22 protein-coding genes are annotated in these 21257 nt (G+C 73.2%); 2 read left to right on the top strand and 20 right to left on the bottom strand.

Going from position 1 to position 21257, the window contains the following annotated elements; genetic code table 11:
* Window positions 1-4: 4 nt before the first annotated feature.
* From deoC to FH608_RS02390, 7 genes are read right to left on the bottom strand one after another with little or no spacing between them, the layout of a single operon-like run.
* Window positions 5-925: a deoxyribose-phosphate aldolase gene (gene deoC, locus FH608_RS02420; RefSeq protein WP_226898873.1), complete on the bottom strand. Its 921-nt coding sequence runs from the start codon at window positions 923-925 to the stop codon at window positions 5-7.
* A complete protein-coding gene (locus FH608_RS02415) occupies window positions 918-1922 on the bottom strand; it encodes an ABC transporter permease (RefSeq protein ID WP_139628116.1) in 1005 nt (334 codons plus the stop codon). The genes deoC and FH608_RS02415 overlap by 8 nt, the downstream gene beginning before the upstream one ends.
* Entirely contained in the window at window positions 1919-3415 is a 1497-nt protein-coding gene (locus tag FH608_RS02410) for a sugar ABC transporter ATP-binding protein (protein WP_139628115.1), read from the bottom strand. The genes FH608_RS02415 and FH608_RS02410 overlap by 4 nt, the downstream gene beginning before the upstream one ends.
* Window positions 3412-4353, bottom strand: coding sequence for a sugar-binding transcriptional regulator (locus FH608_RS02405; RefSeq protein WP_139628114.1), 942 nt, complete (start codon window positions 4351-4353; stop codon window positions 3412-3414). The genes FH608_RS02410 and FH608_RS02405 overlap by 4 nt, the downstream gene beginning before the upstream one ends.
* Window positions 4350-5864 (bottom strand): FGGY-family carbohydrate kinase, encoded by a 1515-nt coding sequence (locus FH608_RS02400; protein ID WP_139628113.1) that lies wholly within the window; start codon window positions 5862-5864, stop codon window positions 4350-4352. The genes FH608_RS02405 and FH608_RS02400 overlap by 4 nt, the downstream gene beginning before the upstream one ends.
* 2 nt (window positions 5865-5866) lie before the next feature.
* Window positions 5867-6919, bottom strand: a complete 1053-nt coding sequence (locus tag FH608_RS02395; RefSeq protein ID WP_226898872.1) for a galactitol-1-phosphate 5-dehydrogenase — start codon at window positions 6917-6919, stop codon at window positions 5867-5869.
* Between the two features lie 33 nt (window positions 6920-6952).
* On the bottom strand, window positions 6953-7939 hold the full coding sequence (locus tag FH608_RS02390) for a substrate-binding domain-containing protein (RefSeq protein WP_139628112.1): 987 nt from the start codon (window positions 7937-7939) through the stop codon (window positions 6953-6955).
* A gap of 273 nt (window positions 7940-8212) precedes the next feature.
* On the opposite strand from FH608_RS02390, the gene FH608_RS02385 reads away from it, so the two are divergent.
* Entirely contained in the window at window positions 8213-9031 is an 819-nt protein-coding gene (locus FH608_RS02385) for a lipase family protein (protein ID WP_139628111.1), read from the top strand.
* Between the two features lie 283 nt (window positions 9032-9314).
* On the opposite strand, the gene FH608_RS02380 is transcribed toward FH608_RS02385, so the two are convergent.
* Together FH608_RS02380 and FH608_RS02375 are read right to left on the bottom strand one after the other, a co-directional pair.
* Window positions 9315-9848: an LppU/SCO3897 family protein gene (locus tag FH608_RS02380; protein WP_139628110.1), complete on the bottom strand. Its 534-nt coding sequence runs from the start codon at window positions 9846-9848 to the stop codon at window positions 9315-9317.
* Between the two features lie 32 nt (window positions 9849-9880).
* The gene (locus tag FH608_RS02375) at window positions 9881-10237 is read right to left on the bottom strand and encodes a winged helix-turn-helix transcriptional regulator (protein WP_139628109.1); all 357 of its coding nucleotides are present in this window, start codon (window positions 10235-10237) and stop codon (window positions 9881-9883) included.
* A 95-nt stretch (window positions 10238-10332) separates the two neighbouring features.
* Between FH608_RS02375 and FH608_RS02370 the strand changes: the two genes are divergently transcribed.
* Window positions 10333-11226, top strand: a complete 894-nt coding sequence (locus FH608_RS02370) for an NAD(P)-dependent oxidoreductase (RefSeq protein WP_139628108.1) — start codon at window positions 10333-10335, stop codon at window positions 11224-11226.
* On the opposite strand, the gene FH608_RS02365 is transcribed toward FH608_RS02370, so the two are convergent.
* The 11 genes from FH608_RS02365 to ctaD all read right to left on the bottom strand — a co-directional run bounded on the left by FH608_RS02365 (window position 11216) and on the right by ctaD (window position 21257).
* A complete protein-coding gene (locus FH608_RS02365) occupies window positions 11216-12259 on the bottom strand; it encodes a PP2C family protein-serine/threonine phosphatase (RefSeq protein ID WP_139628107.1) in 1044 nt (347 codons plus the stop codon). The two genes, FH608_RS02370 and FH608_RS02365, sit on opposite strands and share 11 nt — an antisense overlap.
* A 256-nt stretch (window positions 12260-12515) precedes the next feature.
* Window positions 12516-13217 carry a cytochrome c maturation protein CcmE domain-containing protein gene (locus tag FH608_RS02360; protein WP_139628106.1) on the bottom strand — a complete coding sequence of 234 codons (702 nt, stop codon included), beginning with the start codon at window positions 13215-13217 and terminating at the stop codon, window positions 12516-12518.
* Between the two features lie 85 nt (window positions 13218-13302).
* Window positions 13303-13989, bottom strand: coding sequence for a cytochrome c biogenesis protein CcsA (gene ccsA / locus FH608_RS02355; protein ID WP_139628105.1), 687 nt, complete (start codon window positions 13987-13989; stop codon window positions 13303-13305).
* A gap of 47 nt (window positions 13990-14036) precedes the next feature.
* Window positions 14037-14330, bottom strand: coding sequence for a hypothetical protein (locus tag FH608_RS02350; RefSeq protein ID WP_139628104.1), 294 nt, complete (start codon window positions 14328-14330; stop codon window positions 14037-14039).
* Window positions 14320-15795, bottom strand: coding sequence for a cytochrome bc1 complex cytochrome b subunit (qcrB, locus tag FH608_RS02345; RefSeq protein ID WP_139628103.1), 1476 nt, complete (start codon window positions 15793-15795; stop codon window positions 14320-14322). The genes FH608_RS02350 and qcrB overlap by 11 nt, the downstream gene beginning before the upstream one ends.
* Complete coding sequence (locus tag FH608_RS02340) at window positions 15792-16619, bottom strand: QcrA and Rieske domain-containing protein (RefSeq protein ID WP_139628102.1); 828 nt, start codon at window positions 16617-16619, stop codon at window positions 15792-15794. The genes qcrB and FH608_RS02340 overlap by 4 nt, the downstream gene beginning before the upstream one ends.
* Window positions 16620-16659: 40 nt before the next feature.
* Complete coding sequence (gene qcrC / locus FH608_RS02335; RefSeq protein WP_139628101.1) at window positions 16660-17376, bottom strand: cytochrome bc1 complex diheme cytochrome c subunit; 717 nt, start codon at window positions 17374-17376, stop codon at window positions 16660-16662.
* The gene (locus FH608_RS02330) at window positions 17373-18344 is read right to left on the bottom strand and encodes a cytochrome c oxidase assembly protein (protein ID WP_139628100.1); all 972 of its coding nucleotides are present in this window, start codon (window positions 18342-18344) and stop codon (window positions 17373-17375) included. Before FH608_RS02330 ends, qcrC begins: the two co-directional genes overlap by 4 nt.
* Window positions 18335-18721 (bottom strand): hypothetical protein, encoded by a 387-nt coding sequence (locus FH608_RS02325; RefSeq protein WP_139628099.1) that lies wholly within the window; start codon window positions 18719-18721, stop codon window positions 18335-18337. Before FH608_RS02325 ends, FH608_RS02330 begins: the two co-directional genes overlap by 10 nt.
* An 8-nt stretch (window positions 18722-18729) precedes the next feature.
* Window positions 18730-19341, bottom strand: coding sequence for a cytochrome c oxidase subunit 3 (locus FH608_RS02320; protein WP_139628098.1), 612 nt, complete (start codon window positions 19339-19341; stop codon window positions 18730-18732).
* On the bottom strand, window positions 19338-21257 hold the full coding sequence (ctaD, locus tag FH608_RS02315) for a cytochrome c oxidase subunit I (RefSeq protein ID WP_139628097.1): 1920 nt from the start codon (window positions 21255-21257) through the stop codon (window positions 19338-19340). The genes FH608_RS02320 and ctaD overlap by 4 nt, the downstream gene beginning before the upstream one ends.

Below are 21257 nucleotides of genomic sequence, written 5' to 3'. Positions count from 1 at the left end.
CCCCCTAGTCGATGGTGTAGTAGTCGGGGCCGCTGTAGTGCCCGGTGCTGAGCTTGGTGCGCTGCATGAGCAGGTCGTTCAGCAGCGTCGAGGCGCCCAGCCGGAACCACGCCGGGTCCAGCCAGTCGTCCCCGGCGATCTCCTTGACCAGCACCAGGTAGCGGATCGCGTCCTTGGCGGTGCGGATGCCGCCGGCCGGCTTCACCCCGACCTGCCGTCCGGTGGCGGCCCGGTAGTCGCGGACGGCCTCCAGCATGATCAGCGTGACCGGCAGGGTGGCGGCGGGCGCGACCTTGCCGGTGGAGGTCTTGATGAAGTCGGCGCCGGCGTGCATCGCGAGCCAGGACGCCCGGCGGACGTTGTCGTAGGTGACGAGCTCGCCGGTCTCCAGGATGACCTTCAGGTGGGCCTCGCCGCAGCGCTCCTTGACGGCCGTGATCTCGTCGAAGACCTTGCCGTGGTCGCCCGCCAGGAACGCCCCCCGGTCGATGACCATGTCGATCTCGGTGGCGCCGGCGGCCACGGCGGCGGCGGTGTCGGCCAGCTTCACCTCCAGCGACGTGCGCCCGGAGGGAAAGCCCGTGGCGACCGAGGCGAGCCCGACCCCGCTGCCCGCCAGCGCCTCGGCGGCCACCGCCACCATGTCGGGGTAGACGCAGAGCGCGGCGACCGGGGGAGCGGTGGCGTCGGACGGGTCGGGCCGCATGGCCTTGGCGGCCAGCGCGCGCACCTTGCCCGGGGTGTCCGCCCCTTCGAGGGTGGTCAGGTCGACCATGCGGATGGCCAGGTCGAGCGCCGCCCGCTTGGCCGTGGTCTTGATCGACCTGGTGGCCAGGTCGGCGGCCCGCTTCCGCACGCCGACCTCGTCGACGCCGGGCAGTCCGTGCAGGTAGGCCCGCAACGAGCCGGGGATGGTGTCAGGCACGAGCGCCACGCCTCTCGATGAGCATGTTGAGTACGAGGGCGACCAGCAGGATGAGGCCGGTCACCACCATCTGGAAGAAGGAGCCCAGGCCGAGCAGGTTGCACAGGTTGCGCAGCACCGACAGCAGCAGCACCGCCACGAACGTGCCGAACACGCCGCCCCGCCCGCCGAACAGGTTGGTGCCGCCGAGCACCACGGCCGCGATGGCGTCCAGTTCCAGGCCGTTGAACGCGGTGGGCTGGCCCACGGTGAGGCGCGAGGTGAGCAGCACCCCGGCCAGCGCCGCCAGCGCGCCGGACACGGCGAACACGGTGGTGATCACACCGCGTACGGGCAGGCCCGACAGCCGGGCGGCCTCCTTGTTGCTGCCGACCGCGTAGACGTACTCGCCGAACGTGGTGCCCCGCAGGACGAGGGCGGCGAGGACGGTGATCGCCACGAAGATGATCCCGACGATCGGCACGTACCCGATGAACCCGCCGCCGAGCAGCTGGAACCCCTCGGGGCCGCCGCTTTCCGCCGGTTTGCCGTCGGTGAGCAGGTACGTGAGCCCGCGTACGGCGGTGAGCCCGGCCAGGGTGGTCATGAACGACGGCAGCGACAGGTACGCCGACATCCCGCCCATGATCGCGCCGAACGCCGCCCCCGCCACCATGCTGAGCAGGATCGCCGGCAGGACCGGCACGCCCGAGCCCATGAGCAGGGCGACGGTCATCCCGCCGAAGGCGGCCACGCTGCCGACGGACAGGTCGATGCCCGCCGTCAGCACCACCATCGTCATGCCGATGGCGACGATGCCGGTCAGCGACGACTGCTGCAGCAGGTTGGCGATGTTGCGGCCGGTCAGGAACTGCGGCGCGAGCAGCGTCGCCACCACGCACAGGGCGAGGAAGACCAGCAGCAGGTTGGACTTGACGATCAGGTCGGCGCCGCGGCGCGCGCGGGCGCCGCGTTCCTGGCCGGTTGAGGCCACCGTGGATCCGAGGGATGCGGTCATGGTGCGGCTCCTGTGATGACGGTGTGCGCGATGACGCTCTCCGGGCTGACCCGGGGGTCGAAACGGGCGACGTTGCGGCCCTCGTACAGGACCTGGATGCGGTCGGCGTTGGCGGTCAGCTCGTTGAGCTCGCTGCTGGCGAGCAGGACGGCCACGCCCTGGTCGGCGAGGTGGCGCACCTGCCGGTAGAGGTCGGCCTTGGCGCCGACGTCGAGGCCGCGCGTGGGCTCGTCCAGCAGCAGGACCCTGATCCCGCCCCGGGTGATCCACTTGGCCAGCACGACCTTCTGCTGGTTGCCGCCGGACAGTTGCCCGACGAGCTGTCCCGGCCCGGCGGCCTTGACGCCGAGGTCGGCGAGCGCGGGCGAGGTGAGGCGCCGTCCGAGCCGGCCGGGCAGCACCCACGGGGGCCGGCCGAGCGCGCTGATCGCGGCGTTGCGGCTCACGGAGAGCCCCAGCATCAGGCCCTGCTCCTTCCGGCTCTCCGGCACCAGCGCGAGGCCGGCGCGCACGGCGGCGGCCGGGCCGGCGACCTTGAGCGGGCGGCCGTCCAGCCGGGCCACGACCTGCGCCTTCAGGTCGCCGAACAGCGCTCGCAGCAGCGTGGTCCGTCCCGCGCCGCCGAGCCCGGCCAGCCCGACGACCTCGCCGGGCCGCACCTCGATGCCGCGCACGTCGAGCAGCCCCGGCACGTGCACCCGCTCGACGCTGAGCAGCGGCTCGCCCCCGGGGGCCGCGCGGTCGGTGGCGCTCACGAGCTCGCCGGCCTCGCCGATCATCGCGGCCACGATCTCGTCGGGACCGGTCGAGGCGAGGTCGAACACGCCGGCCGTACGGCCGTCGCGCAGCACCGTGGCGCGGTCGCCGATCTCCATCACCTCGTCCATCCGGTGCGAAATGAAGATCACGGAACGCCCCTCGGCGGTGAGCGACCGGATGACCTCGAACACGGCGGTCAGTTCGCTCTCGCCCAGCGTCGCCGAGGGCTCGTCCATGACGATGACGCGCGCGTCGGCGGTCAGCGCCTTGGCGATGGCGGTGAGCTGCTGTGCCGCGATCGGCAGGTCCCTGACGCGGGCGGTCACCGGGAACGTGGCGCCGACCCGGTCCAGCGCCTCGCGGGCCAGCCGCGCCCGCCGCCCGTGCCGGACGAACGGGCCGAGGTGAGGCGCCCGGCCGAGCAGCAGGTTCTGCGCCACGGTGAGGTCGGGCAGCAGGTCCAGCTCCTGATAGATCACCGCGATCCCGGCCGCCAGCCCCGCGTGCGGGGTGGCGGGCCTGAACGGCTGACCGTCCAGCAGGATCGTGCCCTCCTCCGGCTGGTACGAGCCGGCCAGGATCTTCATGAGCGTGCTCTTGCCGGCGCCGTTCTCGCCCAGCAGGCAGTGCACCTCGCCGGGGCGCACGCTCAGCTCCACGCCGTCAAGGGCGACCGTGCCGGGGAAGCGCTTGACGATCCCGGCCATGTGCAGGCGTTCGGCGGTCCCTGTCATGCCTCCTCCAGCAGGTGGGTGGCGTTCTGGTCGTCGGTGATCAGCACGTCGCACAGGCCGCTCGTCACGACCGCGCGGCACACCGCGCGCTTGGCCACGCCGCTGACCAGCGCGACCGAGGTGGTGGCCGAGCGCAGCACGTCGAGGGAGAGGCCGAGCGTGCGCCCGTCGAGGTCGGGGTCGACGATCCGGCCCCGCGCGTCGATGAAGCGGCCCAGCACGTCGCCCACCGCGCCGGCGCGGGCCAGCCGGTCGAGGTCGTCCTCGTCGATCTGGCCGGTGTCCACCAGCACCGAGTCGCTGCCCATGCCGCCGGGGCTGAACAGGAACAGGTCCGCGCGGGCGGCCAGCGCGAGCACGTCGGCGATGGCCCGGTCGCTCTCCAGCACCGCCCGGGTGCTCTGCTGCTGCAGGATCGCCGGCGCGGCCAGCAGCGTCGCGGTGCCGCCGCCGTGGTGGGCGATCTGGCTCGCCATGCTGTGCGCGCTGCTCGGCTGCCGGGAACGGCTGAGCGCGCCGTTGATCTGCACCACGTTGACGCCGGTGGCCCACCCGGGGGCGAGCCCCCCGGCCAGCCGGTCGAGCGTGCGCCCCCAGGAGACCCCGATCAGCCGGGGCACGGGCCGGGTCTCCGCCAGGCGGTCGGCTCCGGCCGCGGCCACCCGGTCGCGTACCTGCTCGTCGTCGACGCTGCCGCCGCTCGCCACCACGATGGCGTCCCGCAGCCCGAACCGCTCCCTGAGGGAACGCTCCAGCGTCCGCACCCGGGAGCGCGGATGCAGCACCTCGATCCGGACGATGCCGGCCTCGCGCGCCTCGGCCAGCATCCGCCCCACCTTCCAGCGGGTCAGGTGCAGCGCGTGGGCGATCTGCTCCTGCGTCTCGCCGTTCTCGTAGTAGCGCACGGACACCTGGTAGAGCTGGTCGTCCTCGCTCATGAGCGCGCCCCCCTTCCCGGCTCGCTCAGGCGGTGGGACAGCTCCGCGGTGGCGGCGGTGGCCGCCCGGTAGTCGGCGTAGCCCTGCTCGTACGCCGCCACGTGCGCGGCGACCGGCTCCACGGTGCGCACGTCGGGGGCGTAGCGCGCCGCCGCCTCCGCCAGGGAGGCGTGGTGGCCGGAGCCGGCCGAGGCCAGCACCGAGCAGGCGCGCAGCGTGAGGTTGTCGCCGGCGACCAGGTGGACCGGCCGGCCCAGCACGTCGGCGGTGGTCTGGAGCCACAGCTCGTTGTGCCGGATGCCGCCCGAGAGGAAGACCTCGTCCACGGCGATCCCGCCGCCGGTGAAGGAGTCGATCACCTGGCGGGTGCCGTACGCGACGCCCTCCACGGCCGCCCGGTAGACCTGCTCGGGGGAGCTGCCCAGGGTCAGCCCGAGCACCGCGCCGCGCAGCCGCGGGTCGCGCAGCGGCGTGCGGTTGCCCATGAAGTAGTCGAGCACGATCAGGCCGTGATCGACCGGTGGCAGCGCGGCCGCGGCCTTGATGAGCCCGCCGAGCTCCGCCCTGGGCCTCCCCATGAGCCGCTCGCCGGCCCAGGCCAGCACCGAGCCCGCGCTCACCTGGCCGCCCTCGACGAGCCAGCGGCCGGTGTGCAGCGCGTCCGGGTACGGCCCCCAGACGGTGGACGGGAAGACCGGCTCGTCGATCTCCGTGACGAACGCGTTGGACGTGCCGCAGACGATCGACACCCGGCCTTCCGGCGCGCCGCCGATGGCCAGCAGCGACAGGTGCGCGTCGATGCCGCCGGACACCACGATGGCGGGGCCGGTGACGCCCAGCTCGTCGCGGGCCTCGGCGCCGAGCGGCCCGACCGGGTCGCCGACGGGCACGATGTCGTCAGGCAGCTTGCCGCCCAGGTCGCCGATGCCGAGCGACTCGTACAGGTCGTGCGGGAAGCCCGCGCCGCGCGGGTCGTAGTTGCTCTTGCAGACCGCGTTCATCCGCGACCCGGCCCACCGCCCGGTGAGCCGCCACACCATGTAGTCGACCGCCTCGGTGATGCGCGCCGCGGCGCGGTAGGTCTCGGGCTCGTGGCGGGCCAGCCACATCGCCTTGGGCACCAGCCACTCCACCGCGTCGCTGTCGCCGGAGTAGCGCAGCACCGGGTGGCCGGCTCGGGCGGTCAGCGCCGACTCCTCGCCCGCGCGGGCGTCCATCCACAGCAGGGCCGGCCGCAGCGGGCGCCCGTGCCGGTCGAGGACGGCCACCGTGGACGCGGTCGTCGCGACCGCGACCCCGGCGATGGACGGGTCGCCCGCCTGGGCGAGCGCCTGGCGCACGGCGTGCACGCTCGCCCGCCACCAGTCGTCCGGGTCCTGCTCGGCCCAGCCGGGCCGGGGGAAGCAGGTCGGGTACGCGTCGTCGCCCGCCCCCAGGACCGAACCGTCCGCGCCGTAGACCGCCGCCCGCGCGCCTTCGGTTCCCAGGTCGAGGGCGAGGAAAGCCGTCATCGTCACTCCTCGTTCGGCAGGAAGAGGACCTTGGAGCTGAAGATCGACCGGTCGCCGAGGCTGGCCATGGTCTCCGGCAGCGCGTCCAGCCCCAGCTCATGCGTGATCATGAACTTCCACGCGAGGTCGCCCGAGGCCAGCGACCTGGCCGCCACCCGCCACTCGTCGCCGGGGAACGGCGCCGAGAAGGAGTTCCAGGCGCCGTGCAGGGTGACCTCACGGCGCAGGAACGAGCTGAACGTGGCCTTGGGCAGCACCACCGGCTCGTGCGGGATGCCGATGAACACCGCCTCGCCGTGCCTGGCCACCAGGGAGACGGCCTGGTCGATCGTGGCGGGCACGCCCGCGGACTCGATCACCACGTCGTAGCCGTCGCCGGCCAGGTCGCCGGCCGCCTCCGCGCTGGTCGCCGTGTGCGTGGCGCCGGCCTCGGTCGCCATGGCGGCCTTCTGCTCGTTCAGCTCGATCACCAGCACCTCGGACGCCCCGGCGATCCGAGCCCACTGGACGGCGAACAGCCCGATGGGGCCCGCGCCCACCACCGCCACCCGGTGGCCGCCGCGCATCTTGGTGCGCCACAGGGCGTGCAGGGCGATCGCGGCCGGATCCAGCATGGCCGCCGCCCGAGGGTCGAGGTCGGCCGGCAGCACCATGAGGTTCTCGTCCGGCACGGTGACGTACTGCGCGTACGCCCCGTCCCTGCGGCTGCCGAAGTAGCCGTAGTTCATGCACAGGCTGAACTGGCCCTGGCTGCAGGGGGCGCAGGCGTGGCAGGGAATGAGCGGGGGCACGGTGACCAGGTCGCCCTCGCGTACCCGGCCGGTGGCGGCCAGGCGCTCGCCGAGCCGTACGACGTGGCCCGAGAACTCGTGACCGCAGATGATCGGGAAGTGGTACGCGCCCGCGTGCAGCATCCGCGGGATGTCCGAGCCGCAGACCCCGCAGGCCGCGACGCGGACGAGCGCCTCGCCTGGGCCTGGCTCGGGCACGGGCACCTGCTCCACCCGGATGTCACCGGGTGCGTGGAGCACCGCTGCCTGCATGGTTTCCGGCATCCTGTCGCCTTTCTCGTCTTGACTGTGGGGGCGTTACTTCGAGGCCTGGGCGAACTCGCCGTCGCCCACGTACTCAGCCGCGTTGTCCTGGTCGACCAGCGCGGTGCCCGCGTCGATGGAGGGCTCGACCTGCTCGCCCTTCTGCACCTTGAGCGCCGTGTCCACGGCCTTCGTGCCGAGGGAGATGGGGTCGTTGAGGGCGGTGGCCACGTACTGGCCGTCGGGGATCTGCTTGACCGCCTCCATGAGGCCGTCCACCCCGGCGACCAGGACCTTGTCCTTGCCGTTCTCCTTGAGGACCTGTAGCGCGCCGAGCGCCATGTCGTCGTTGTGGGCGTAGACGGCGGCCACGTCGGGGTGGACCTGGAGGAGGTCCTGCATCGCGGTGACCGCCTTGGAGCGGACGTAGTCCGAGTACGGACCCTCGATGATCTTGATCTTGAGGTTGGCCGCCACCGCCTCGTGGAAGCCCGCGCTGCGGTCGCGCGCCACGGCGCCGCCGGCGTCACCGCGGATCTCGATGACCTTGCCGCCCTTGGCGCCGAGCTCCTCGCTGAGCCGCTTGCCGACGAGCGCGCCCATCGCCTTGTTGTCGCGCCCGACGTGCGAGACCGCGCCCTCGGGCACCGGCCGGTCCACGGTCACGACCGAGACGCCGGCCGCCTTGGCGGCGGCGATGCCCGGCTGCACGCCCTGCGGGTCGACCGGGTTGATGAGCAGGACGTCCACCTGGCGGGTGATGAGGTCCTGGATGTCGTTGTTCTGCTTCGTGACGTCGCCGCCCGCGTCGGCGAAGTAGAGGGTGGCGCCGGCCTGCTTGGCGGCGGCCTCCGCACCCTCGCGGAGCTGGACGTAGAAGGGGGACTGCTGGGTCGCCTGGCTGAACCCGATGGCGACGGGGCCGTCCGCCTTCTGGTCCGTGTTCTGGGGGGATCCGCCGGGATTGGCGGACACCGAGCAGGCGGACAGGGCCGTGATCAGACTGAGGGCAGCAATAGTGATCGGCCGGAATCCACGCATTTGGGCCTCCGTTTGTGACGTAGATAACGCACCGTAAGTCGGGTATTAACCTGCTTGCAACACTTGAGCTGGATTTTGCTCATATGAGCAGATTCCTGGAAGTGATCGCCGTGGTACCAGAGTTTCCGCAGGTGACGGCGGTGCGGGAGACGTCTGAGCGTGGCGGCGCCGGACGCCCGGCCTCGCGTGGTACATGTCGTCTGACGGCGGGCGACCCCGCGGGGGCGCCCCGCCGGATCAGTGGCTCCCCCCATGAGGCGAGGGGGAAGACCCATGACCGCGATCAGTTTCGACCACGCGACCACCGGCTACAGCCTGGCGCACGCGCGCTGCCTGGCCTACGCCGCCGACCTGGCCTACAAGGACGAGGACCGGGTCAGGGCCACGGCCAACGGCTGGGGGTTCGACCGCGTCATGTCCTTCCGGGTGCCGCACACGCCGCCGTTCCCGCTGCAGGACACGCAGGCGTACATCGCCGCCAACGACGACATGATCGTCGTGGCGTTCCGCGGCACACAGCCGGAGGAGCTGCGTGACTGGCTGTCGGACGCCAACACGCTGCTCGCGCCGTACGCCGCGGGCACCGGCATGATCCACTCCGGCTTCTACCGCGCCCTGGAGGTGGTGCACCCGGCGATGCTGCGCACCCTTGAGGAGTGGCGCGACAACGGCCAGTCGCTCTGGTTCACCGGGCACAGCCTGGGCGGCGCCCTGGCCATGCTGGCGGCGGCGCGCACCTACTTCGAGGACCCCACCCTGCTGGCCGACGGCGTCTACACCTTCGGCCAGCCGCGCACCTGCTGTCCGCAGCTGGCCGCCGCCTACGACGAGGCGTTCAAGGGGCGCATGTTCCGCTTCGTCAACAACAACGACGTCGTGCCCCAGCTGCCGCCCGCGCCGCTGTTCCGGCACGTGGCCGAGGAGCGCTACTTCGACGCCAAGGGGCGGCTGCGCGAGAAGATGTCGCTGGCGGGGGGCCTGGCGGACCGGCTCATGGGCCGCACCACCGACCTCCTGGCGCCGGGCGGCGACGGGATCCGCGACCACTTCATCCAGTCCTACCTGGCCAACTTCGACGCCAACGCCCGCTGATCAGTCAAGTCTGCGTGAAATCCCGAAATATGCGGCGATTTGGCCATATATGGGGTCTAGAGTCCATATTTAGGACTCAGTCCACGGGGGAGGGATCATGACCATGACTCGTGTATCCCAGGCCGGCTTCCAGCAAGGTGGCTGCCCATGGTGGCGCCGCCGCCGCGGATTCTGCCACCGGCACCGCAGGAGGTGGGGTCGCTGGAACTCCTGGGACCACTGGGGCCGGAACTGGTGACAACCGGTTTCGTGGAGAGCCGGCGGGCCGCGCGGCCGCCGGCTCTCAGCTGTCCACGCCGTCCGTGCAGATCGTGAGCGGCGGATCGCGGTAGACCAGGGCGATCGGGCCGGTCAGGTCGTCCACCAGCGTGTATCCGGCGTCCTCGCCGCACAGCTCCTTGTCGGCGGTGCCCTCCGCCACTTTGACGACCTTGTACGTGGCCTCCGGCCCGCACGGCGTCTTGGCGGCCTTGCCCGTGGGGAAGCCGACCTCCTGGTGGAAGCAGTCGCCGACCCGGGCGTTCAGCGTCAGGCACAGATGCCAGCGAGTGGCGCCCCGCGCGTAGCCGGAGGAGACGTAGCCGTACGTGCTGCCGCCGCACGACCTGTCGCCGCCGGTCAGGCGCCTGGCCACCCTGTACGCGGCGGCCGGCGTCCCGCAGCCGACGATGCGGAACTCGGTCGTCTTCTTGCCCTCCCCGAGCGCCTCCAGGCAGTCGCCCGCCCGCGCGCGTACCGGATCGTCGTCGGCCGCGCATCCGGCGGCCAGGAGCGACGCGGCGGCCAGCGCGAGTGCGACGGGAGCGGCCTTCACCATGATCCGCAGAGCTTATCGGACTCATGGACGTTTCAGGACGGATGCGACACCTCGTGGTGCGTGCCCTCGTCGCCGCCCAGCAGGTGCTCGCGGCCCCACGCTCCGAGCGGGGCCAGCGCCTGGTTGAGCGAGACGCCGAGCGGTGTCAGCGAGTATTCGACGCGGGGCGGCGACTCGTCGTACAGCTCGCGATGGACGATGCCGTCCGCTTCCAGCTCGCGCAGGTGGGAGGCGAGCACCTTCTCGCTCACCCCCGGCAGCCCCCTGCGCAGCTCGCCGAAGCGGCAGGTGCGCTCGTTCAGCGCCCAGAGGACGAGCACCTTCCACTTCCCGCCGATCAGGTCCATCGCCGCGTCGATCCCGCAGACGTACGTGCCCGGCCTCGCCATGGCCACCCTCCCACCTGGTCGCTTACCCCGGGGTCAGCACGCACTTCAAAGTGCGTACTTGAGGGACTCCGGGGTCCGCGGCCAGCCTAATCGGCATGAATGATGACATCTCTGACCAGCCTGTCGATCGGCCGCGCCTCGCCCTGCTGGGGCTCGGCGCCATGGGCGGCGCCCTGGCCCGCGCCTGGCTGGCCGCCGGCCGGTCGCTGACCGTGTGGAACCGCACCCCGGGCCGGGCCGAGCCGTTCGCCGCCGCGGGCGCCCGGGTCGCGGGGACGCCCGCCGAGGCGGTCGCCGCGGGCGATCTCGTGGTGGCCTGCCTGCTCGACGACGCCTCGGTCGGTGAGGCGCTTTCCGGGGCCGACCTGGCGGGCAAGGACCTCGTCAACCTGACCACCGGCACGCCCGCCCAGGCCCGCGCCCGCGCCGAGTGGGCCGTGCGCAGGGGCGCCCGCTTCCTGGACGGCGGGATCATGGCGGTGCCGCCCATGGTGGGCGTCCCGGAGTCCGGCGGCTACGCCTTCTACAGCGGGTCCCGCGCCCTGTTCGACGCCCACCACGACACGCTGACCGTGCCCTTCGGCGCGGTCTACACCGGCGAGGACCCCGGCTTCGCCGCCCTGCACGACGTGGCGCTGCTGAGCGCGATGACCGGGATGTTCGCCGGGGTGGCGCACGCCTTCGCGCTGATCCGCAAGGAGAGCCTGGCGCCGAGCGGCCTGGCGCCGCTGCTCGTCGGGTGGCTCACGGCCATGGCGCCGCACGCGTACCAGATCGCCGCCCACCTGGAGAGCGGTGACTACACCGAGGGGGTGGCCTCCAACCTGGCCATGATGGTGGAGGGCAACGCGACGCTGCGGCGTACGGCCGAGGAGCAGGGGGTCGGCGCCGAGCTGCTGGCGCCGTTCATGGCCCTGATGGAGCGGCGCCTCGCGGACGGCCACGGCGACGAGGGCACCACGGGCGTCGTGGACCTGCTCACTCGCTGAGGGCGGGCTGCCGGCCCGCCGACGGCCCTTCGTCGCGGCGGGGGCGGAGCAGCAGCATGGCCACGTCGTCATGCAGCGGCGTCGCGACGTGGGCCAGCAGGTCGAGGCGGAGCGCCTCCAGCGCCGTCTCGGGGTCGTGCGCCTTCAGCAGGTAAGCCCGCTCGGCCAGCGGGTAGAAGCGGCCCGCCGGGTCGCGGGCCTCGATCACGCCGTCGGTGTAGAGCAGCAGCTGGTCGTCCGGCCCGAACGGCACGCGGTGCCCGGCGGGACGGTCGGCCCCCAGCTCGGCCAGGCCCAGCGGGGGCGCGAACTCGCCGGGCTCGAGGAAGGCCACCGACCCGTCGGCGTGCACCAGCAGCGGCGGGGGATGGCCGTAGTTGAGCAGGGTCAGCGTCCCGTCGGCGGCGGACTCGACCAGCACCGCGGTCACGAACTCCTCGCCCTCCAGCCGCCGGTTGAGCGCCCGCTCCAGCCGGCTGCTCACGCCGGCGAGGTCGGGCTCGTCGTGGGCCGCCTCGCGGAACGCCCCCAGCACCAGCGCGGCGGTCTCGACCGCTTCGAGCCCCTTGCCCTGGACGTCTCCCACGATCATGCGCACGCCGGTGGGACCGGTCACAACCTCGTACAGGTCGCCGCCGATGCGGGCCTCGGCGGCGGCCGAGGTGTAGGAGACGGCGGCCCGCAGATGACCGGCCCGCCGGGGCACGGGGCGCAGCAGCACGCGCTGCGCCACCTCGGCCACCGACCGCACGTCGGCCAGCTCGCGCTCGCGCTGCTGGCGCGCCACGGTGGCCACCAGCCCGCCCGCGGTTACCCCGGCGATGACGATCAGGCTGACCAGGCTCTGCCGGGTGCCCAGCAGGTTGTTGTACACGGCTAAGCCGAGCGAGGTGAGCAGGGCCAGCGACCCGATCAGCAGCATGCGGCGCACGGTGCCGACGAGGCTCGCGAACGCGGGCCCGAGGGCCAGCAGCGACATGTAGCCGGCTTCCCGCCCGGTCGCGATGTCGACCAGCGCGACGACCGCCAGCATGACGTACGGCAGCGCCCAGGCCAGGCGCTGCGGAGAGGCGGCGTCGCCCAGGAGTGAGCGGCCGTCGTCGTGGAACCGATGCCGGCTGAAGATGAGCGCCTCCCCCGGAACGCCGATGCTTCTGTCGTCAGCCGACCAGACTCCCCGGCACGCCGCCCGTCACTTTAACAAGAGGTGACACGCCTGGCCAGCCCGCGAGGCGGCACGTTACAGCAGCGCCGATAAGGCCTTTGTCAGATCTCCGGCGCGGCGGCGGTCAGGTGGCCACGCGGAGGGTGCCCCGCATGCCCAGCGGTTCGTGGCCGCCCAGCCCGCACACCAGGGTCAGCAGCGCGCCGCGCGGCGCCCGCAGGCGCAACGTCGCGCTCTGGCCGGGGGCGAGCACCGGCGTGTGCGCCGAGACGCCGCCGCCGGTGACGATGAGGTCGTGCGCGGTGGCCCCGGCGTTGGTCACCTCCAGGCTCACCGGGCCCGGGCGCAGCAGCGGGTCGCGGGCGGAGATGGCCCACTCGGTGAGTCCGACGCGGGTGCGCGAGACCGCGGCCGGAGCGATCGGGGCCGCGGCGGGCGCGATCGTCGCTGCGGCCGGCGGCGGGCGGTACTCGTTGGAGTGCTTGACCATCAGGCGGTCGGAGCGGAACACCCGGCCGTCGAGCCGGCCCTCCACGATCGCCCCCTGGCCCGCCGCGAACACCGGGGAGACCGCGCCGGTGTGGACCACCCGCAGGTCGCTGACGCCGTCGGTCAGGGTGAAGGCGACGCCCCCCGGGACGGCCAGCACGCTGCCCTCCACCACCAGGCCGCCGACCCGCAGCCGCCCCGGGAGCGCCTGGCTGGACGCGGCCAGCTCCTGCGGGGTGCGGTAGTAGACGAGCCCGTCGTCGAGCGCCCGGTACGCCACCACGCCGCCGGCCACCAGCGCGGCCGACGCGACGAGCAGCTTGACCCCGACCTTCACGACGACGGACGCCCGGACCAGAGCGCGTACGCCAGCCAGGTGGCCGCCGTGAGCGCGTAACCGGCGCCGACCCAGAGCCAGGCGCTCACCGGGCGGCTCCCGCCGGAACCTCGGGCCCGATCCGCGGCGCGGGCACCGGCGAGCCTGGCCGCTCGGCGGCGAGGGAGCGGGCGCGCCGGGCGATGACCCAGGCCGCCAGCGCGGCGAACGCCGCCGTCGAGACGAGCAGGGCCGCGAGCATGGGCGGGGCGATGGGCCAGCGCCCCTCCGGGCTGAGCACCGTGGGCGGCTGGTGCAGCGCGCGCCACCACAGCACGGAACCGTGTACGAGCGGCACGGTCAGGAACCCGGCGCAGCCCGCCCACGCGGCCGCCCGGCCGCCGGCGAGCCGCGCCACCGCCAGGTAGACGAGGTAGGCGCCCAGCATCAGGACGGTGGTGGTGAGCCTGGGGTCCCAGGTCCACCACACGCCCCACACGGGACGCCCCCAGAGCATGCCGAGCACGATGGCCAGCGCGGTGAGGCCCGCCCCGACCTCGGCCGCGGCCCGGCCAAGCCGGTCGAGCGCGGGCCTGCGCCGCACCAGGCGCAGCAGGCCCGCGGCGAGGACGGCGGTGAAGCAGAGGTACGCGGTCCAGGCGGCCGGCACGTGCACGTACATGAGGCGCTGCACCTCGCCCTGCACGGCGTCGGGCGGCGCGACCAGCAGCCCCATCACCGGCGCCGCGGCGGCGCCCACCGAGACCAGCACCCCCGGCAAGGAAAATCGCACGCCCGCCCCCCGATCCGGCCGTCGTCACTCTGCGTAACGGTCCTAATCTACCTTTCCCGGTCGCCTTCGGCCGGGAGGCGGCCGAGCACGCGCCGGGCGATGTGGTAGGCGATCAGCGCCAGGAGCAGCCCTTCAAGGCTCCGGCGCAGCCGCGGCGTGCGCGCCCGCGCCACCTCCTCGCCCTCGCGGACCCGAATGGGGGTGCGCGGGTAGGCGGTGGCGGCGCTGCGGCGGGCCGCGTCCTGGCCGGCGTACTCGGAGTGGCTGACCAGCCGCACGTCGCCCTCCCGGTACGCCCACCGCCAGTAGCCGTTGCGCTGGCGCCACACCTCAACCGCCATGCCGGCTCCCCGAGTCCACCACGTCGGGCGCGTCCTCCGAGGGGACGGCGGGCCGCTCGGCCCGCGGGCCGGGCGGCGCGGGCGGGCGCCGCGCCTCCGGCCGGCGCAGGCCCAGCACCCCGGCGATCTGCCGGGGCTCCATCGTCGTCAGCCTGCTGCCGGGATGCCCGCGCAGCGCCCGCGCCAGCACGTACGCGACCGCGCCGCAGATCACCGGCACGACGAGCACCACGACCCGCAGCGCCACCACGTAGTCCTGGACGGGCACGGACAGGCCCCTGGCCACCAGGTCGTCGGAGGCCGCGAAGGTCAGGAGCACGACCAGCGACACCGCCCACACCCCGGCCGCCGTCCGGCCCGGCCGGTCTCTGACCCGGTCGAGCACCTGGTGGCGCTCCCGGTCGCCGGTGACCAGGCGGTCCAGCCACGGCCACGCGTACAGGGCGACGACCATCAGCACGGGCAGCGCGACGCCGGGCAGGAACGGCGAGGGCACCAGGTAGCCGAGGACCCGGAACTCGACGGCGGGGAACAACCGCAGCAGGCCCTCCACCCAGCCGAGGAACCAGTCGGGCTGCGCCGGGGTGGTCCCGGCGGACGGGCTGAACGGCCCCCACACCCACACGGGGTTGACCTGGACGAGCGCGCCCAGGCCGAAGCTCACCGCGAGCACGGCGGACAGCAGGCCCAGCGAGCGGAACGCGTACGTGGGCCACATCTTGGAACCCACCACGTTGTGGTCGTTGCGCCCCGGGCCGGGGAACTGGCTGTGCTTCTGCCGGACCAGGATCGCCATGTGCGCGCCGATCAGCCCCGCGATGAGCGCGGGGAGCAGCAGGATGTGCAGCGAGAAGAAGCGCGGGATGACCCGGTCGCCGGGGAACTCGCCGCCGAAGACCAGGTACGCCACCCACGTCCCGACGATCGGGATGGACAGGAACGTCGAGTAGCCGATGCGCAGCCCGCTGCCCGACAGCAGGTCGTCCAGCAGCGAGTAGCCGATGAAGCCGTTGGCCAGCGAGGTGAGCAGCAGGGTGACGCCGACCAGCCAGTTGATCTCGCGGGGCGTGCGGAACGCGCCCGTGAAGAAGATGCGGCAGGCGTGGATCGCGATGGCGGCCAGGAAGATGAGCGCCGACCAGTGGTGCACCTGGCGGAAGAGCAGCCCGCCCCGGATGTCGAAGCTGAGCTCGATGGCGGAGGCGTAGGCGGCCGAGACCGACGAGCCGCGCAGGGGGCCGTACGAGCCGCCGTAGATGGTCTCGGCGGTGCTCGGGTCGAAGAACAGGCTCAGGAAGACGCCCGTCAGCACCAGCGTCACGAAGCTGTAGAGGGCGATCTCGCCCAGCATGAACGACCAGTGGTCGGGGAACACCTTGGCCAGCGCCTCGCGGGTCAGGGCGGCGGCCCGCAGCCTGCGGTCCATCCAGCGCAGGCCCGCGCGGGCGATCATGCGGGCGATCACATCGGCCTCCAGTAGCCCGCGCCGACCGGCTCGGGGAAGTCGCCCGCCGCCACCAGCACGCCGTCGCCGTCGAGGCGGAGCGGGAGCTGCGGCAGCGAGCGCGCGGCCGGTCCCGACATCGGCTCCGCGCCCCTCAGCACGTCGAACACCGACTGGTGGCACGGGCAGACGAGCTGCTGGGCGGGCGCGACGTACTGGCCGACGGGGCAGCCGGCGTGGGTGCAGAGCTTGGAGAAGGCCACCACGCCGTCCACCGTCCAGCGCTCGCGCCCGGCGGGCAGCCGCAGCTTCGCCGGGTCGACGCGCAGCACGACGGCCGCGCTGTCGCCGGTGTCGAGGTGGCCCTCCGGGAAGGCCGTCACCATGGTGCCCGGCGTCACGTCCGCCGCGCGTACGGGCCTGCCGTCCTGGTCCACCAGCCGCACGCCGTCGCGCCAGGCGGTGGTGGCCAGGGCCACCGAGGGCGAGGGTCCGTGGACGATCAGCGACCTGACGGGGAACACGCCCGCCAGGCCGAACGTGCCGAGCGCCAGCGCCAGCATGCGGCGCGGCAGGCGGCCCGCCGGCCGGTCGTACTCCGCCTCCAGCGCCTCCCGCTCGCCGGGCGGCGAGACCATCGGCTCGCGCTCCTCGACGTACGGGCCCTGCGGCAGCAGCGTCGCCGCCCACAGCACGAACCCGGCGGCCAGCCCGGCGAAGCCCAGGGCGAAGCCGAGGCCGAGCAGCAGCCGGTCGGCGCCGGCCACGTACGACGCGGCGGCCATCACCGCGCCGAGCACCGTCACGCCGAACGCGGCGGCGATGCCGCGCTCCGGACGCTTCATGACGACCTCCTCCCGGTCGGCCGGGCGGGCGGCGCCACGCTCATGGGGCCCTCTTCCCGATCAGCCGGATGAACAGCGCCAGCAGGCCGAGCCCGAACACCCAGGCCACCGCCCCCTCCGGGACCGGGCCGAAGCCGCCGAGCGGCGCCCCGCCGTGGTCGAGCTGCGGGCGGAGCGAGGTCACGTAGGTCGCGATCGCGTTCACCTGCGCGTCGCTGATCACGCCGCGCGGGAACGAGGGCATCGCGCCCGGCCCGAGCCGGATGGCCTCGGCGATCTGCGTGGGCGTGGAAGCGAGCAGCGGCGGCGCGGCCTGGCCGCTCGACAGGGTGCCGCCGGCCAGCGAACCCGAGTGGCACGCGGCGCACGTCGAGACGAAGATCTCGCGCCCCTCCTGGAGGTCGCCCCTGGACACGACCGGGATGGCCGGCCCGTGGCCCAGCGACGCGATGTAGGCGGTCAGCGCGTCGATGTCCCGCGGGCCGAAGGCCGGCTGCCTGCGTTCGGAGGCGGCGCCGGGATGGGGGAGCGGCATGCGGCCGGTGGACAGCTGGAAGTCGGCGGCGGCGGCGCCGGAGTTCTCGAGGTTCGGGCCGCGCGGGCTGCCCTCGCCGTTCTGGCCGTGGCAGGTCGCGCAGCTCTGGCCGTAGAGCGCCCTGCCCCGCGTCTCAGGCGCCGGTGTCGGCGGCGCGGCGGCGGCCCCCGACGCCCCGGCCACGGCGAGGGTGCAGCCCAGGATCGCCAGTGCCCGCCTCATCGCTCACCTCCGGGTACGGGGGAGGCGACCTCAGCGGGCGGCCTCGTCAGCTGGCTGCCTTCCCGTGGCCCGTCCATCCACGCCAGGAAGATGGCAAAGATCGCGCCGAGATAGACCAGATCAGCCGGAATCCACATGATCAGCCCGGCGAGCTGCTGGTCGGCGAGCGGATCGGCGCCCGACTCCAGCGCGTTGGCCGCCTGGCCGGGGAAGAGCGGGGCCCTGGCCAGGGTCAGCACCGCGCCGAGCGCCGCGCTCGGCAGGGCGGTGGCGAACAGGTAGAGGATCGCCAGCGGCGGGTTCAGCCGGTGCCGGGCGGGGGTGAGCACGTGCGCCCAGAGCAGCCAGGCGGTGCCCAGGAAGGTGACGTGCTCGACGACGTGCACGACGTCGTTGCTCAGGGCGAGGCCGTACGGGACCGGCAGGTGCCAGACCCAGAGCACGGCCACGTGCGCCGCCCAGCACGTCACCGGACGCCGCAGCATCAGGACGCGCCGCACCACCCGCCTGAAGGTGGTGAGCGCCCGCCGGCCGCGCGGCGGGAGGAGGAGCAGGACCGGCACGCTCGGGGCGCCGGCCGCCAGCAGCGGGCCCGCCAGCGAGATGAGGATCATGTGCTGGGCCATGTGCGTGGAGAAGCGGTCGTCCGCGATCGCGTCGAGCGGCGGCAGCAGCGCGACCGCCACCGCCGCGAGGCCGCCCGCGAACGCCCACACCCTGGCCCGGCCCATGCGGCGCGCCCCCGCCCGCACGTAACCGCCGGTTTCCCGGAAGCCGCCGCCCCTGCGGGAGTCGCCGCGCCCGAGGGAGCCGCTGGACGTGCGGGAGCGGTTGGACGTGCGGGAGCCGCCGAGGCGGCGCAGGCCGGCGACGTAGCCGGCCGCCGCGAGCAGCAGCCAGCAGCACACCGGCAGCACGCCCACCAGGTCGAGCCCGCCCTCGGGGTGGTGCAGCGCTATCACGCGCATGGCGCGATCACTCCCAGCGCCACCGCGCCGAACACGATCATCAGGCAGGCCAGCGCGTCCAGCCCCAGCCCCAGCTCGGCCAGGAACCGGGCCCGCCGCTCCCGCCGCCCGGTCGCGCCGGCCAGGTCGTGCTGCCAGATCCGCCACGCGGCGGCCAGCGCCGCCGCGGCGGGCACGGCCGGGACCGCGGTGGCCACGATGACGAAGGCGTGCAGCGGCAGGCCGTTGACGTCGCGGCGCCCGATGGAGCAGACCAGCTCCACCACGCCCCAGGCGGCCAGCAGGTGCACCGCCCACGCCACCGCGCCCCCGGCCACCGCGAAACACAGCAGCCAGCGCCCCACCCGCCGGGTCTTCCGCTCGGTTTCCGTGCTCACGGGGGACCTCACAGGCGCGGGCTGATGTAGACGGTGAACAGGATGGCCAGCCAGATGCCGTCCACGAAGTGCCAGTAGAACGAGACGATCCTGACCCGCTTGTGGTGCCGGTGGCTGAACTTGCCCGCCAGCGCGGCGACCAGCGTGAACGAGAGCATCACCAGGCCGGTGAAGACGTGCATCCCGTGGAAGCCGGTGATGACGTAGAACAGCGATCCGTAGGCGTTCGTCGCGTACGTGAACTCCTCGAGCTTGGTGAGGTACTCGGTGCCCTGCAGGGTGAGGAAGCCCGCCCCGAACAGCACGGTGAACGCCAGCGTGACGCGCAGCGTCCGTTTGCGGTTGTGCCGCACGGCCCAGTCGGCCCACACCATCCAGCCGCTGCTCAGCAGCAGCAGCGCGGTCATGCCGAGCGGTTTGGCCAGCTCCGGCTTCTTGATGCCGGGCGGCGGCCACTCCCCGACGGTCAGGAACCGCAGGTAGTAGTACGAGGCGAGCAGGCAGGCGAACAACGTCGCCTCGGTCGCCACGAACAGCACCATCCCCCACCAGGCGGGCGTGCGGCCGGGCGGCTCGCTGGCCAGCGCCTCGGGCTCGGTGACACCGGTGATGACGGTCATGCCTGCGCCTTCTCCCACGGCCAGAGCCAGCCCATGACGGTGAACGCGGTGGCGGCCGCGAAGACCCCCGCGGCCACGTACCAGCCGAACAGCAGGGACAGCACGGTCAGGAACAGCGCCGCGGCGCTCAGGAACGGCAGGACGCTGTGCTCCGGCATCTCCAGGGGATGCTCGGGCTCGCCGTCCAGCTCGGAGGTCCGCAGCACCAGGTGCCCGTCCGCCAGCACCCGCGACTCCGACCGCGCCCCCTCGGCGAAGGAGGCGAGCGTGCGCGCGTCCCAGAGCGGGTGCAGGCTGTGCACGGTCGGGATGACCGCGAAGTTGTACGGCTTGGGCGGCGACGCGGTGGCCCACTCCAGCGTCTCGCCGCCCCACGGGTCGGCCGGGGCCGCGGGGCCGCGCCGGTGCGCGTGCCACAGCGTCAGCAGCGTGCACAGCAGCCCGGCCGCCAGCAGGTACGCGCCCACGGTCGACAGCAGGCTCCACAGCTCCCAGCCCAGCCCGGACGGGAAGGTGTAGACGCGCCGCGGCATGCCCAGCAGCCCGGAGATGTGCATGGGGAAGAAGGTCAGGTTGAACCCGGCGAACACCAGCCAGAACGACCACCTGCCGGCCCGCTCGTTCCACATCGTGCCGGTGAACTTGGGCCACCAGTGGAACAGCCCCCCGATGATGGGGAACACCGCGCCGCCGAACAGCACGTAGTGGAAATGGGCCACCACGAAGTACGAATCCGTCACCTGCTGGTCGAACGGCACGATGGCGAACATCACGCCCGTCACGCCGCCCAGCACGAACACCACGATGAACCCGGCCGCCCACAGCATCGGCACGCCGAGCACGACCCGGCCCATGAGCATGGTGCCGACCCAGGAGAAGATCTGGATCCCGGCCGGGATCGTCACGACGATGCTGGCGGCCGAGAAGAACGTGAGCGACAGCGGCGGCAGGCCCACCGCGAACATGTGGTGCACCCAGACGCCGAAGCTGATGACGCCGGTGGCCACGGTGGCCAGCACGATGAGGCTGTAGGCGGCGATCGGGCGGCGCGAGAACACCGGCACGATCGAGGAGACGATGCCGAGCGCGGGCAGCACGATGATGTACACGTCGGGGTGGCCGAACAGCCAGAACAGGTGCTGCCACAGCACCGCGTCGCCGCCCGCGGTGGTGTCGAAGAAGTTGGTGCCGAACCGGCGGTCGAGGAAGAGCAGCAGGTTGGCGGTGTTCAGCGGCGGCAGCGCGAACACCACCATGAACGAGGTGACCACCAGCGCCCAGACGAACACCGGCACCCGGTTCAGCGTCATGCCGGGGGCGCGCAGCTTCAGCGCGGTGCAGATGAAGTTGATGGCGCCGGCCGTGGTGGACACGCCGAGGAAGAGCAGGCCCAGGGTGTAGACGTCGAGGTTCGCGCCCTCGGAGTACCTCAGGCTGGTGAGCGGCACGTACGAGAACCAGCCGCCGTTGGGGGCCGCGCCGAAGAGCAGGCTGACGAACATCAGCAGGCCCGCCGCGGCGAAGACCCAGTAGCCGAAGGCGTTGAGCCGCGGGAAGGCCATGTCCCGGGTGCCCAGCATGAGCGGGAAGAGGAAGTTGCCGAACCCGAACAGCATCGGCGTCGCGAACAGGAAGATCATCGCGGTGCCGTGCAGGCTGAACAGCTGGTCGTAGACCTCGGGCGGGACCAGCCCGGCGTCGGGCGCGGCCAGCTGGGTCCGCATGATCAGGGCTTCCAGCCCGGCCAGCGTGAAGTACAGGGCGGCGGTCACGAGGTAGCGGCGGCCGATGCGCTTGTGGTCGACCGTGGCCACCCAGCCGAACAGGCCGGGCGGCTCCTCCCACCGGCTCGAGACCCGCTCGCCGGCCGCCTCGGCGGCGATCTCGTGCGCGCGGGTCGCGTCCAGGGTCTCCAC

This window comes from Nonomuraea phyllanthi (assembly GCF_006334985.2).
Taxonomy (GTDB): Bacteria; Actinomycetota; Actinomycetes; order Streptosporangiales; family Streptosporangiaceae; genus Nonomuraea; species Nonomuraea phyllanthi.
The sequence above is the reverse complement of the archived record's forward strand: the minus strand, read 5'-3'. Positions and strand labels throughout refer to the sequence as shown.